At 42.9% G+C, this 13346-nt stretch carries 6 protein-coding genes; all 6 read left to right on the top strand.

The features are described 5' to 3' along the window. Positions 1-5: 5 nt before the first annotated feature. Complete coding sequence (locus VYM24_RS05590) at positions 6-3101, top strand: glycoside hydrolase family 2 TIM barrel-domain containing protein (protein ID WP_330941710.1); 3096 nt, start codon at positions 6-8, stop codon at positions 3099-3101. 130 nt (positions 3102-3231) lie between these two features. After that, on the top strand, positions 3232-5676 hold the full coding sequence (locus VYM24_RS05595) for a glycoside hydrolase family 31 protein (RefSeq protein ID WP_425286638.1): 2445 nt from the start codon (positions 3232-3234) through the stop codon (positions 5674-5676). Between the two features lie 39 nt (positions 5677-5715). Continuing rightward, entirely contained in the window at positions 5716-7341 is a 1626-nt protein-coding gene (locus VYM24_RS05600; protein ID WP_330941711.1) for a glycoside hydrolase family 43 protein, read from the top strand. A gap of 13 nt (positions 7342-7354) precedes the next feature. Next, positions 7355-9298 (top strand): glycoside hydrolase family 97 protein, encoded by a 1944-nt coding sequence (locus VYM24_RS05605; RefSeq protein WP_291549879.1) that lies wholly within the window; start codon positions 7355-7357, stop codon positions 9296-9298. Between the two features lie 18 nt (positions 9299-9316). Continuing rightward, positions 9317-10678 (top strand): glycoside hydrolase family 43 protein, encoded by a 1362-nt coding sequence (locus tag VYM24_RS05610; RefSeq protein ID WP_330941712.1) that lies wholly within the window; start codon positions 9317-9319, stop codon positions 10676-10678. Between the two features lie 15 nt (positions 10679-10693). Further along, positions 10694-13315 carry a glycoside hydrolase family 31 protein gene (locus VYM24_RS05615; protein WP_330941713.1) on the top strand — a complete coding sequence of 874 codons (2622 nt, stop codon included), beginning with the start codon at positions 10694-10696 and terminating at the stop codon, positions 13313-13315. Positions 13316-13346: the final 31 nt, after the last annotated feature.

The following is a 13346-nucleotide window of genomic DNA, read 5'->3' on the forward strand; positions in this document are numbered from 1 at the left end:
TGAGTATGAGAATTTATATATTTCTGTTAACTGTTTGCTTTACCTTTCAGATGCGTGCACAGCAAGTGCCTGACTGGGAAAATCCTCGCGTAGTAGGTATCAATAAAGAAGAGTATCACAGTACATTGACGTTGCCGTCCGGGAAATCCTCGTGTGAAGAGGTTGTGCCTTTGAACGGGAGGTGGAAGTTTTATTGGTCCCCCGATCCGCAAAGTCGACCGTCGGACTTTTATAAAAATAGTTTTGATGTGAGTGGATGGGATAATATTTCTGTACCGGGGACATGGCAGTTACAAGGCTATGGAAAACCTATTTATACTAATTGGACATATCCTTTTAAGAAAGACCAGCCGAAAGTGACGGGAGAGCCTCCCAAGCATTTTTTTAGTTATGAGAATCGCAATCCGGTGGGGTCTTATGTGACAACTTTCGATGTTTCGGAGGATATGAAAGATAAGCAATTGTATTTGCACTTTGAAGGAGTTAAGTCGGCTATGTATGTATGGATTAACGGGAAAAAAGTAGGATATAGCCAGAATTCCATGGCTCCGGCGGAGTTTGATATTACCGGATATGTAAATGAGGGGCAAAACCGTCTGGCGGTAGAGGTATACCGTTGGTCGGATGGCAGCTATCTGGAAGATCAGGATATGTGGCGTTTTAGTGGAATTTATCGCCCGGTAGAGTTGTGGGTACGCCCTAAAATCCATATAAAAGACTATTCGCTGACTACCGATCTGGCAGATGATTTTTCGTCTGCCGGTTTTAAGGCAAAAGTCTGGCTGAGAAACTTGTCGGACAGTAAATCGGGCAAACTGAGTCTTGAGGTTCTATTGAAAGGGAAGAATTGGAGTGAGGAGAGATTTGTGAAACGGTTAATTACTCCTGTAAAGAATTTGCCGGCAGCATCTGCAGGTTGCTATACTTTGTCATCTATTGTAGAAAATCCGAAGCTATGGTCGGCGGAAAAGCCAGACTTGTATGATGTTGAAATAAGGCTTTACGATGGTAAGAAGGTAATTGAAGAGTTTCAATCACATATAGGAATATGGAAATGCAAGATAGATGGGAATGTATTTAAGTTTAATGGGCAGCCTGTTAAATTGAAGGGAGTGAACCGTCATGAGCATCATCCCCGTACCGGCAGGTTGGTGGATAGGGAAACCATGGAAAAGGATTTGAAGCTGATGAAACAAGCCAACATCAATATGATCCGTACTTCACACTATCCTAATTCCCCGTTGTTTTATGAATTGTGTGACAGATATGGTTTCTATGTGATGGATGAGGCTAATCAGGAAAGTCATGATTATGGTTTAGGTAATAAAATACTTGGTGACAACCCGGAATGGACGTTAGCGCATGTAGACAGGGCACTTGCATTAGTACAACGCGATAAGAATCACCCTTGTGTGGTCTTTTGGTCTCTGGGTAATGAAGGAGGTGCCGGACGCAATATGCAGGCCATGGCAGATACAATACGGGCCATAGATGCTTCACGTATTATTTTTAGCGATACCGATCTTTCTGTATCGGCTTTTAATGATCCTTCTTATTATACTCCCGGAAAGTTTAAGGAATATGTCCGGGAAAAACGTGATAAGCCTATCTTTATGCGTGAGTATGCTCATGCCATGGGAAATTCTGTAGGTAATTTGCAGGAGTATTGGGATGTCATTGAGTCTAATGAGCATGTTTCAGGTGCGGCTATTTGGGATTGGGTCGATCAGGGAATTGCAAAAAAGATAAATCCGGGATATAAGAAGGGAGTGGAGAACTCAGATGCTTTGCTATTGAAGGAAGGTGAATTCTGGGCTTATGGAGGAGATTTCGGGGATTTTCCTAATAATGGGGATTTCTGTTTTAATGGTTTAATTGGGGCTGACCGTGTTCCCCACCCACACTACTATCAGGTTCAGAAAGTGTATCAGAATATTGGTTTTTCACTTGAAGGTCCGAATAAGGTACGTCTCACCAATAAGTATGAATTTACGGCTTTGGATGAGTTCGATTATGAGTATGAATGGTTGCAGAATGGTGAACTTGTAAAGTCGGGAGAAGTACCGCTTGTGGCTGGAAATCGTTTGGATATTCCCTCTTTCACGGGATCGGGTGAGCTTTTCCTGAATGTATTTGCCAAGTTGAAACAGAGTACATGCTGGGCTGAAAAAGGTTTTATTGTTAGTAAGGAGCAATTTTTGGTGAATATGTCTAAACCGGAGTCTATTGTTTCGGAAGGGGGAAGTGTTGAAGTGAATGCGTCACCGGCTACTATTGAGATAATAACTGGACTGAATTGTTTCATTGTAGATGTGAAATCCGGTGCTTTGACAAGTTGGAAAAATGATGGAACGGAAATTCTATATGCTCCTTTGGAACCTTATTTCTGGAAACCGGCGAATAGTAATCAGATGAATAATGGTTATAATGACCGTTTAGGAATATGGAGAAACGCTGCCGATGAACGTGTAGTCGAAGGTGTGGATTATTCTGTAAAGAATGGGTTGGCTGTAGTGGAGGTTAGTATGTCGTTGCCTGTGGTAGGTGCTGCTTATCAATTGCGCTATACTGTAAATGGGAGCGGAAAGATACAAGTTGAAGCTTTCTATAAACCGGAAAAAGAAAAAATCCCATTAATGCCTAAGTTTGGAATGAGGATGCGTTTACCTTCTTCCATGGATTATGTCAAATGGTATGGTCGTGGTGAGTTTGAGAACTATCCGGATAGGAAAACGGCTGCTTTAGTCGGTTGTTATGCAACGGATCTCAATAGTTTTGTCACGGATTATGCTTTTCCACAGGATAATGCAAACAGATGTGATGTCCGTTGGTTTTCACTGAATGATAAGGAGGGCCGAATGATAAAAGTGACAGGTTTGCAACCGCTCTGCTTTCGTGTGTGGCCGTATGGTGAGGAAGATTTGGAAAAGAACAGGCATGCTTATGAACTACCCGGACGCGATTATGTAAATGTGAATATTGATTTGAATATTCATGGCGTAGGAGGTATTGATTCTTGGGGGGCAAGAACATTGGATGAATATACAATTGATGGCGATCAAGCTTATTATTATGGTTATTTGATGGAATATTCTGATTGATAGCCATTTATTTATCTAATATTGAAAGTCAAATATCTAATATTGAAAAAGGTGTAAAAGATATGCAGCTATTTTTGTATCGTGCAAAGTTATGGAATGCGAGTTTTAATCATTAAATGTAATAAGTACCATGAAACCAATTAAAAGTGTATTAATATTAATGGCGCTGTGTTGTTGTATCCCGCTTGCGGGTCAAGATTATCAGCAAATTCCTGAGGGAATTAAGGCGACTGTTAATTCTGTAGATGTAGAATTGCAATTCTATACTCCGTCAATTGTAAGGATATTAAAATCTCCTAATGGTTGGAAGTATACGAAGGAGAGCCTTTCTGTAATAGAAACTCCTCAGAAGGTGAAGACTGCCGTTACTCAGGAAGGCAATATTGTAAGACTGAAAAGTAGTGAAATGGGGGTTACTCTTAACTTGGAGTCTGGCATTGTGTCTTTCTTTACTGCGAAAGGAGAACCTTTGCTCAATGAGAAAGGAAAGCCGGAATTTATTGATTTTAATGATGCAGGTACAAAAACGTTCACTGTTAAACAGACGTTTCTCTTAGATAAGGATGAGCCTCTTTATGGGTTGGGCATTCTCCAGAATGGAAAGATGTCGCAACGCAATCAGACTAAACGTCTTGTGCAGGGCAATGTGGAAGATGTGGTTCCATTTGTGCAGTCAGTGAAAGGATACGGCCTTTTCTGGGATAACTATTCACCAACCAATTTTGCCGATAAACCGGAAGGGACCTCTTTTCAGTCCGAAGTGGGAGATTGCATCGATTATTACTTCATGTATGGCGGAGATGCCGACGGCGTAGTTGCAAAGATGCGTGCATTGACCGGACAGGTTCCTATGTTCCCCCTCTGGACTTACGGTTATTTCCAAAGCAAGGAACGTTATAAGAGCCAGGAAGAAACGGTGGGAGTGGTACGGAAATACCGTGAACTGGGTGTGCCTCTTGATGGAATCATTCAGGATTGGCAATACTGGGGACACAACTATTTGTGGAATGCGATGGACTTTAAGAACCCTTCGTTCAGCAATCCTAAAGAGATGATTGATGATGTGCATGGAATGAATGCTCACATGCTGATTTCTATCTGGTCTTCGTTTGGGCCGATGACCAAGCCTTACAGGGAACTGGACAAGAATGGCATGCTGTTTAACTTCTCTACATGGCCTCAATCGGGACTGGAGACTTGGCCGCCCGATATGGAATATCCTTCCGGAGTACGCGTATACGATGCCTATAATCCGAAAGCCCGTGATATCTATTGGAAATACCTGAATGAAGGTATCTTCAAGTTGGGCATGGACGGCTGGTGGATGGATTCTACAGAACCCGACCACTTCGATTGGAAGCCGGAGGACTTTGATACGAAAACTTATCTGGGTTCGTTCCGCAAGGTGCGTAATGCTTATCCGTTGTTGACGGTGGGTGGCGTGTATGATAATCAGCGTGCTGTAACTTCCGATAAACGCGTCTTTATTCTTACACGTTCCGTTTTTGCCGGACAGCAGCGTTACGGAGCCAATGTATGGTCAGGAGATATCGGATCTTCCTGGGAATCACTGCGTAATCAGATTCCGGCGGGATTGAACTTTACCCTTACCGGAAATCCTAATTTCAATACTGATATAGGTGGTTTCTTTGCCGGACATTATAACAAGAGTTGGAATGACGGAAGTGCACCTAAGAATCCAATGTTTCAGGAATTGTATGTACGCTGGCTACAATTCGGGACATTTACTCCAATGATGCGTTCGCATGGAGCTGATACGCCGAGAGAAATTTATCAATTTGGGAAAAAAGGCGAACCTGTATATGATGCTATTGAAAAGATGATTAATCTGCGTTATTCATTGTTGCCTTATATCTATTCCACTTCATGGGAAGTGACTGAACACCAATCAAGCTTTATGCGTGCTTTGGTAATGGATTTTGCCGGTGATAAGAATGTATGGGATATAAAAGACCAGTATATGTTTGGTAAATCCATTCTTGTAGCGCCGGTGGTCAATGCGCAGTACACTCAGGAAAAGGTGGTGAAGGTAAATGAGCATGATGGCTGGAATAGAAATAACGCTCAGAAGTTTGGGGATAAGGCTCCGGTAGACTTTATGCAGGCTAAGTCCGCAAAGGTATATTTGCCGGCAGGTGCTACCTGGTATGATTTCTGGACGAATGAAAAGTATGACGGCGGACAAGAAATAGAAAAGGAAACGACTATTGATGTCATTCCTTTGTATGTCAAGGCGGGTAGTATTATTCCAATGGGACCTAAAGTGCAGTATGCGACGGAGAAACCGTGGGATAATCTTGAATTGAGAGTATATGCCGGTGCCAATGGTTCCTTTGTTCTGTATGAAGATGAATTTGATAATTATAATTATGAGCAGGGAGCATATACAGAGATTCCTGTCGTATGGAATAATGCATCACGTCAGTTGACTATAGGGGCTCGAAAAGGTGCATACAAGGGAATGTTAAATAATAGAAAGTTCACAATCGTACTTCAAGACGGAACTCGGAAAGTTGTTGACTACAAAGGGAAAAGAGTTAGTGTGAAATTCTAGTGCTATTTGGAAATATAGATTTTAAAGACTAAGAGTATCATGAAAAAGATGATGTTAGCATGGTTGACTGTTGCTTCATTACTGATGGGGTGTACCGGTTCGGAGACGTCGGTGAAGGGGATGTATCGTAATCCTGTAATTTATGCTGATGTACCGGATATGTCCGTTACGCGTGCAGGAGAGTACTATTATATGATAAGTACCACCATGCATTTGATGCCCGGCGGACCTGTTATGAGGTCAAAAGACTTGGTGAATTGGGAAACAGTGAGCTATGTCTTTGATAAGCTGACTGATAACTCAAAGTATGATTTGATTGGTGGAACTGTTTATGGACGCGGACAATGGGCATCTTCTATACGCTATCATAATGGGAAATTCTATGTATTGTTCTCACCAAACGATGTGCCCTATCGGTCGTATATATTCACGGCGGAAGATCCGGCAGGGAAGTGGGAACTATTGTCAAGAACACAGCATTTTCATGATGCCTCTTTGTTTTTTGATGATGACGGCCGAGTATATGTATTCTATGGAACCGGTGAGCTGAAGGAGTTAAAGAGTGACTTGTCGGATGTGAAACCCGATGGAGTCAGTATGAAGATTTTTGAACGGGATGCTGATGAACAGGGCTTGCTGGAAGGAAGCCAGGTTGTGAAACATAACGGAAAGTATTATTTGCTGATGATTTCCATGGATTGGAGTATCCCCGGTCGGGTACGCAGGGAAGTATGTTATCGTGCAGACAAGATAACAGGTCCTTATGAGAAGAAGGTTATCCTGGAGCATGATTTTGATGGTTATGGAGGAGTAGGTCAAGGTTGTATTATTGACTCGGAAGAAGGAGACTGGTATGGGGTTATTTTTCAAGACCGCGGAGGAATAGGCCGTGTACCTACTCTTATGCCCTGCCGTTGGGTAGACGGATGGCCGATGCTGGGAGATGAAAATGGACATGTGCCTTTGACGATGGAAAAAGAGATATATCCGACTAAAAATACCAAAGGAATACTTGGAAGTGATGATTTCAATGGAGAGAAACTTTCACTCTATTGGCAATGGAATCACAATCCGGTGGATGATAAGTGGTCGCTCACAGAACGGCCGGGATATTTACGTTTAGAAACCAGTCGGGTAGTTGATAATCTGTATCTTGCTCCGAATACAATTACGCAGCGTATGGAAGGACCGAAATGTAAGGCTACTGTCTCGCTTGATATTTCGAATATGAAGGATGGCGATGTGGCAGGTTTTAGTGCATTCAATGGACATTCCGGACTTTTGTCTGTGGTGAAGGAGGGAGATGCAAAACGACTTGTGATGTCTACCAATGTAGTCAACTTTGATAATACTCCTAATAAAGCTATCGCAAGTGTGGATGTAGAGGAAAAGGAACAGGTAGAACTTAATCAGAATATCATTTATTTGCGTATAGAAGGTGATTTTACTCCGAAGCGGGATATTGCTACTTTCTATTACAGCCTGGACAATAAGGAATGGAAGAAGATTGGAACGGATTTCAAAATGCGTTTTGATTATACAAAACTGTTTATGGGAAATAAGTTTGCCATCTTTAACTATGCAACAAAATCGTTGGGAGGTTATGTCGACGTTGATTACTTTGACTACGAGAGGGCCAATGATAGGGTGACTATTAATAAATAATATCTTGATATTCATGAAACACTACTTTTTAGTTATAGCAGCATTATTGATTTGCAGTGCAATAAAAGCAGAAGAGAAAGAAATTACAAGTCCCGATGGGAAAATATTGGTAACCATCTCTGATAAAAATGGGCAACCTTCGTATAGCATCAGCTATAATGGTATTCCTTTCATTAACCCTTCTCCTTTGGGGCTTATTACTAATGTCGGTGATTTTTCCCGTGAAATGTCTTTGGGACAGAATGTCCGTTCAAACAAGATTGACGAGACCTATACATTGCCTAATATAAAGCAGAGCAATGTGCATTATGTGGCAACAGAAGCTGTATGCCAGTTTAGTCAACAAGGTAAGGCTATTTATGATGTCATATTTCGTGTAAGTGACCGGGATGTAGCTTTCAGATATAAAATGTATCCTCAAAAGAATACTTTGTCCTGCGTTGTGAAAGAGGAGGTGACCGGCTTTGTGCTTCCTGAAGGAAGTACGACTTTCCTGTGCCCGCAAAGCAAACCTATGGGAGGATTTGCCCGCACTTCGCCCAGTTACGAGACTCCTTATAAAGCAGATGACTCCATGGGCAAAAATGGATGGGGTGAAGGTTATACTTTTCCTTGCCTGTTCCGTAATGGTGATAAGGGATGGATACTTATTTCGGAAACGGGTGTAGATAGCAAATATTGTGGAAGTCGTTTACTGGGACATGAAAATGGCTTGTATACAATCGGTTTTCCTCAAGAGGGTGAAATGAATGGAAATGGTACAACTGCACCCGGACTTGCCCTGCCAGGAGAAACGCCTTGGAGAACGATCACTTTGGGTGAAACTTTAGCTCCGATTGTTGAAACAACAGTTTCCTTTGATGTTGTAAAGCCACTGTATGCAGCATCCGGAAAATATGAATACGGCAGAGGTTCCTGGAGTTGGATTATCGGTATGGATGGAAGTACGAAGTATGAAGAGCAGTTGCGCTACATTGATTTCTCTGCGGCAATGGGGTATCAGTCTGTATTGGTAGATGCATTGTGGGATACGCAGATTGGATATGATAAGATTGAGAAGTTGGCTAAATATGGAGCGCAGAAAGGGGTAGGTCTCTATCTGTGGTATAATTCTAATGGATATTGGAATGATGCCCCACAATCACCGCGTGGTATCATGGACAATGCGATAGCCCGACGCAAGGAGATGAAATGGATGCAAAGCATTGGAATACGCGGTATAAAGGTTGACTTCTTTGGTGGTGATAAGCAAGTTACCATGCAGCTGTATGAAGATATTCTTGCTGATGCCAATGAGTATGGGTTACTGGTGATTTTCCACGGGTGTACTTTGCCTCGCGGTTGGGAACGTATGTATCCTAACTTTGCGTCGAGTGAAGCCGTATTGGCCAGTGAGAACCTGCATTTCTCTCAGGGGAGTTGTGACAATGAGGCTTTCAATGCCTGTCTGCATCCATTTATTCGTAATACGGTGGGTAGCATGGACTTTGGCGGCAGTGCACTGAATAAATATTATAATTCGGATAATGCTCCGCGCGGCAGCCGGCGTATGACTTCTGATGTGTTTGCTTTGGCTACTGCGGTATTGTTCCAAAGTCCGGTACAACATTTTGCCTTGGCTCCGAACAATCTGACAGATGCTCCGGAATGGGCGATAGGCTTCATGAAAGAAGTCCCCACTACGTGGGATGAAGTACGTTTTATTGATGGCTATCCCGGTAAATATGTAGTTATGGCGCGCAGGCATGGAGATAAATGGTATATTGCAGGAGTTAATGCGCAGAAAGAGACCGTAAAGTTGAAGATTGCCTTACCGATGTTTATGCCTGGTGATCAAGTGAGGGTATTTACTGATAATGAAGAATTGCAAGGAAATGTAAAACAAATAAAGGTAAATAAGAAACAGGAATTACAATTGGCAATGCCTTGTAATGGTGGAATATTAATTGTAGAATAATCAAACTAAAAAAGCAATATGGATAAAATGAAATCTTTATTCTTTTCATCGCTATTGGTGGTGGTAAGTACTTCGGGATTGGCACAAAATCCAATCATTCAGACAAATTATACGGCTGATCCGGCTCCAATGGTATATAATGATAAAGTATATCTTTATACTACCCATGATGAGGATAATTCTACCTGGTTTACGATGAACGACTGGCGATTGTATACGACCAGTGATATGGTGAACTGGACGGATCATGGCGCTGTGTTATCATATACTGATTTTAGTTGGGCAAAAGGGGATGCATGGGCTCCGCAATGCATTGAGAGAGATGGTAAGTTTTATATGTATGTACCCATGATTTCGAATATAAACAATAGAGGTGCAATTGGCGTGGCGGTAGCTGACAGTCCTTACGGCCCTTTCTATGATCCGCTTGGGAAACCACTGGTTCAGAGTGAATGGGGAGACATTGATCCGACTGTTTTTATTGATGATGACGGACAGGCTTATTTATATTGGGGAAACCCTAATCTGTATTATGTGAAGTTGAATGAAGATATGATTTCTTATAGTGGGGATATTGTACGTGTACCTTTGGTAGCAGAATCGTTTGGTAAACGCGAAGGAGATGCCCAGAGAGCCACTCTGTATGAAGAAGGTCCCTGGCTTTATAAGCGGGATAAGAAGTATTATTTATTCTGGCCGGGAGGTCCGCTGCCCGAGCATATCGGATATTCAACCAGCGATACTCCTACAGGCCCGTGGAAATACGGTGGAGTAGTGATGCCTGCCGGTGGCGGAGCGTTTACCATCCATCCGGGAGTTATTGATTTCAAGGGTAAAACTTACTTTTTCTATCATAACGGACAGTTACCCGGAGGCGGTGGATTCAACCGTTCGGTATGTGTTGAAGAACTTAAATTCAACAAAGATGGTTCTATTCCTCAACTGAAGATGACAGAGGGTATTACAAAAGGGATTACGACACTGAATCCGTATGTAAAAACGGAAGCGGAGACTATCGCTTTTTCCGAAGGGTTCAAATCTTTCAAGAACAATCAGGTGGGTGTTTTTGTGACGGCAATGAAGGACGGCAGCTATATCAGGGTTCGTGACGTGGACTTTGGAACAAACGGTGCAACGAAGTTCACTGCCAGACTCGGTACGACACACAATGACCCCGTGCGGCTTGAAGTGCGTCTGGGTGGTGTGGACGGAGAATTGGTGGGAACCATTAAAGTGCCCCGCACAGGTGGCAGTGACCGTTGGGATTTACGAACCATCGATATCTCGAAAGTGACCGGAGTACATGATCTTTATTTTGTGGTAAAAGGAAGGCCTGCTACCAATCTTATGTATTTTGATTATTGGATGTTCTCTAAATAACTTGTACTAAATACTATGAGGAATAAAAGAAAGTATATCAGAACAACAGGAATCATCCTGTTGTTCTGTGTTGCTTTGTTGAATACGGCATGTGCTTCAAAGCAAAAAGAGAAAGTCGTTCTTGAACTGAAACAGGGATTACTTTCGCTGATACCATTAAATCAGAATGCTGTCCGGGTACAGTTTTCCCAACCGGGTTCGGCGCCTATGGAAGAGCTTATCTATACAGAAAAACTTCCTGTTCCTGAATATGAAGTTACAGAAGATAAGCAATCGCTGGTTTTATCTCTGGATGGAATTTCTGTGGAATTCGACAAAGGTACGGAAGTCTTGACTTTTAAAGATGCGAATAAGCGTATCATTCTCCAAGAGAAAGTTGGCGGGCGTTTCATGAAGGTTTCTTCTGTACAGAATGAGCCTACCTATCAGGTGGAACAGCGTTTTGTTTCTCCGAAAGATGAATACATATATGGTACAGGGCAGTTTCAGGACGGTTATCTGAATATCCGGGGATTGACACGGCGTTTGACGCAGGTGAATACGCAGATTTCTATTCCTTTTATTCTTTCAAGTAAAGGCTATGGGCTGCTGTGGAACAACTATGGATTGACGGATTTCAATCCGGCAGATAAATCTGTCGAGTTGACTCCTGCCAATGCTAGTGGAGAGGCTGTTACGGTAAATACCACCGGTACGAGTGGAAATGTAAGGGAAACCAGACAAACCTATTCGTTTACAGCTTCGGTGGAAGTACCTCGTTCCGGTAGTTATTCTTTGTTGTTGGATGTGGGACAGCGAATGGCACGGAAGTATTATCTGGCTATCGATGGACAAAAGATTGTGGATGTCAATAATTTATGGTTGCCTCCCACTACTTCTGCCATTGTGGAGCTGACAGCCGGCAAGCACGATATAGAAGTGCAAGGTGAGCGCAATGATAAGCCTGTGTTGTATTGGCGTCCTGTTTCGGAAGAGACTGTATTTCGTTCTCCGGTTGCCCAAATGTTGGATTATACGGTTTTTGCCGGTAACGGAGATGAAGTAATCGCCAGCTATCGGGAACTAACCGGACCTGCCCCCATGATGCCTTTGTGGAGTCTGGGATATATACATTGCCGGGAGCGTTATAATACTCAGGCGGAATTGCTGGAGAATGCCCGTGAATTCCGGGAACGGAAATTGCCTATCGATATGATTGTACAGGACTGGCAATATTGGGGAAAATATGGCTGGAATGCCATGAAGTTTGATGAAGACAGATATCCTGATCCGGGAAGTATGTTGAAGGAACTCCATGAGATGGATATGCGTTTGATGATTTCTGTATGGTCTAAAATTGATGCTCAGTCCGAAGTGGGGAAACAAGCCAAGGAAAAGGGATATTACATACCGGGCAGTGATTGGATTGACTTTTTCAATCCGGATGCGGTGGCTTTCTATTGGCAGAATTTCCGTACCGGATTATTGAAATATGGTATTGATGCCTGGTGGCAGGATGCCACCGAACCGGAGAATGATGATTTGCAGAACCGCCGCATCAATCGTGAACAAACTCCGGGAGAGGTTTACCGGAATGTATATCCGATGTATGTCAGCAAGACAATCTATGAAGGTTTACGTCAGGATGATCCTGACAGGCGAGCTATGATTTTTACTCGCAGTGGATTTTCAGGAATGCAACGTTATGCAGCCGCCACGTGGTCGGGAGACGTAGGACATGACTGGGAAACCTTACGCCGGCAAATCGTAGGGGGATTGGGGCAGATGGCGACAGGGCTGCCTTGGTGGACTTATGATGCAGGCGGGTTCTTCCGTCCGGGCGACCAATATACAAATACCGGATACCATGAACAGTTGATCCGCTGGATACAGGCAGGAACATTTTTCCCATTGATGCGTGTGCATGGCTATATGAGTAATACCGAGCCGTGGCGATATGGAGAAAAGGTGGAACATATCATTGCCCGGTATCTGGATTTACGTTATAGGCTTCTTCCTTATATCTATTCACAAAATGCTGCGGTTTCATTCAAAGGTTCTACTTTGATGCGTCCGTTGGTGATGGACTTCCCTGAAGACCGTTTTGCACTGGAACAAAACTATCAGTTCATGTTCGGACCTTCTATACTGGTGGCTCCGGTGGTAGAAAGCGGCGTTAACCGGATGAAGGTTTATCTTCCGGAATGTCAGGCCGGCTGGGTAGATTTCTGGAATGGTACACCTCATAAGGGAGGCATATTTACAGATGTAAATGTGGATCTTATGAAGACTCCTTTGTTTGTGAAAGCGGGTTCCATTTTGCCGTTAGGACCTCAGAAACAGTATGCATCGGAGGAGACGGAACAACCGTGGGAAATCCGTATTTATCCGGGGGCTGATGGCTCTTATTCTGTTTATGAAGACGAAGGAATCAATTACAATTATGAGAAAGGCCGGTTCAGCACGTTTAACCTGAAGTGGAGTGATTCGGATAAGACCCTTACTATCAGTGACAGAAAAGGTTCGTTCGCGGGAATGAAGGAAAGAATGGACTTCAATATTGTAATTGTAACGCCGGAGTCAGGCACTGGAATTTATCAGTCAAAAGTAAATAAGAGCGTTATCTATGAGGGAAAATCAATCGTGATATCACTATAGCGCTTACTTGAAACAATGATTTGAATTTTAA

The organism is Bacteroides sp. MSB163 (assembly GCF_036416795.1).
Lineage (GTDB): Bacteria > Bacteroidota > Bacteroidia > Bacteroidales > Bacteroidaceae > Bacteroides > Bacteroides maternus.

What these genes read in the sequence shown, in the direction of transcription:
- VYM24_RS05590 (WP_330941710.1), top strand. Translation starts at nt 6, where the DNA reads ATGAGAATTTATATATTTCTGTTAACTGTTTGCTTTACCTTTCAGATG.
- VYM24_RS05595 (WP_425286638.1), top strand. Translation starts at nt 3,232, where the DNA reads ATGAAACCAATTAAAAGTGTATTAATATTAATGGCGCTGTGTTGTTGT.
- VYM24_RS05600 (WP_330941711.1), top strand. Translation starts at nt 5,716, where the DNA reads ATGAAAAAGATGATGTTAGCATGGTTGACTGTTGCTTCATTACTGATG.
- VYM24_RS05605 (WP_291549879.1), top strand. Translation starts at nt 7,355, where the DNA reads ATGAAACACTACTTTTTAGTTATAGCAGCATTATTGATTTGCAGTGCA.
- VYM24_RS05610 (WP_330941712.1), top strand. Translation starts at nt 9,317, where the DNA reads ATGGATAAAATGAAATCTTTATTCTTTTCATCGCTATTGGTGGTGGTA.
- VYM24_RS05615 (WP_330941713.1), top strand. Translation starts at nt 10,694, where the DNA reads ATGAGGAATAAAAGAAAGTATATCAGAACAACAGGAATCATCCTGTTG.